The organism is Virgibacillus alimentarius, from assembly GCF_017874635.1.
Classification (GTDB): Bacteria; Bacillota; Bacilli; order Bacillales; family Amphibacillaceae; genus Virgibacillus_B; species Virgibacillus_B alimentarius.
Genome location: NZ_JAGIKX010000077.1, coordinates 1 through 1,060, shown reverse-complemented (window position 1 = coordinate 1,060; position 1,060 = coordinate 1). Strand labels below are relative to the sequence as shown.

Below are 1,060 nucleotides of genomic sequence, written 5' to 3'. Positions count from 1 at the left end.
TTGTTCAGTTTTCAAAGAGCAAATTGTGCTTCGCCGTTCAAATTGGCGACTTTATTAATATATCACGCTGACAAGATAATGTCAACAACTTTTTTGGTGGAGCCTAGCGGGGTCGAACCGCTGACCTCCTGCGTGCAAGGCAGGCGCTCTCCCAGCTGAGCTAAGGCCCCAAATGAAATGGTCGGGAAGACAGGATTCGAACCTGCGACCCCATGGTCCCAAACCATGTGCTCTACCAAGCTGAGCTACTTCCCGAATGGCGCGCCCGAGAGGAGTCGAACCCCTAACCTTCTGATCCGTAGTCAGACACTCTATCCAATTGAGCTACGGGCGCATAATGCCGAGAACCGGAATCGAACCGGTACGGTAGTTACCTACCGCAGGATTTTAAGTCCTGTGCGTCTGCCAATTCCGCCACCCCGGCATATATTGGAGCGGAAGACGGGATTCGAACCCGCGACCCCCACCTTGGCAAGGTGGTGTTCTACCACTGAACTACTTCCGCTTGTACAAATCATTTAATATTATGGTGCGGGTGGAGGGAGTCGAACCCCCACGTCAAAGACACTAGATCCTAAGTCTAGCGCGTCTGCCAATTCCGCCACACCCGCAAAATGGTGAGCCATGGAGGATTCGAACCTCCGACCCTCTGATTAAAAGTCAGATGCTCTACCGACTGAGCTAATGGCTCGTACTAAACATAAGCGTTGTTTCTTTTTATATCGTTATATCCGATACACATCTTATTGTCAAAAATGGTTAAAGCTTGTATTAATGTGAGAATGGTGCCGGCCAGAGGAATTGAACCCCCAACCTACTGATTACAAGTCAGTTGCTCTGCCAATTGAGCTAGACCGGCCTATATAAGTTAAACTGATATGATGATGGAGGATGCAGGGTTCGAACCTGCGACCCCTTGCTTGTAAGGCAAGTGCTCTCCCAGCTGAGCTAATCCTCCCACACTTTTCTCGCCTGGCGGCGTCCTACTCTCACGGAGGCAAAGCCTCAACTACCATCGGCGCTGGAGAGCTTAACTACTGTGTTCGGTATGGGAACAGGT

The 1,060-nt window shown here is 50.4% G+C and carries 9 tRNA genes and 1 rRNA gene; all 10 read right to left on the bottom strand.

Annotation, left to right across the window (positions count from 1 at the left end):
- Positions 1-94: 94 nt before the first annotated feature.
- A tRNA-Ala gene (locus J2Z81_RS15725) sits at positions 95-170 on the bottom strand.
- Positions 171-178: 8 nt separating this feature from the next.
- Positions 179-255, bottom strand: a tRNA-Pro gene (locus J2Z81_RS15720).
- A 2-nt stretch (positions 256-257) separates the two neighbouring features.
- Positions 258-334, bottom strand: a tRNA-Arg gene (locus J2Z81_RS15715).
- Between the two features lie 4 nt (positions 335-338).
- Positions 339-424, bottom strand: a tRNA-Leu gene (locus tag J2Z81_RS15710).
- A 6-nt stretch (positions 425-430) separates the two neighbouring features.
- A tRNA-Gly gene (locus J2Z81_RS15705) sits at positions 431-505 on the bottom strand.
- A gap of 22 nt (positions 506-527) precedes the next feature.
- Positions 528-611 (bottom strand) — tRNA-Leu (locus J2Z81_RS15700).
- Positions 612-615: 4 nt separating this feature from the next.
- Positions 616-691, bottom strand: a tRNA-Lys gene (locus tag J2Z81_RS15695).
- A 92-nt stretch (positions 692-783) separates the two neighbouring features.
- A tRNA-Thr gene (locus tag J2Z81_RS15690) sits at positions 784-859 on the bottom strand.
- A gap of 26 nt (positions 860-885) precedes the next feature.
- Positions 886-958: transfer RNA gene (locus J2Z81_RS15685), tRNA-Val, on the bottom strand.
- Between the two features lie 12 nt (positions 959-970).
- Positions 971-1,060, bottom strand: a 5S ribosomal RNA gene (gene rrf, locus J2Z81_RS15680); the annotation flags it as partial.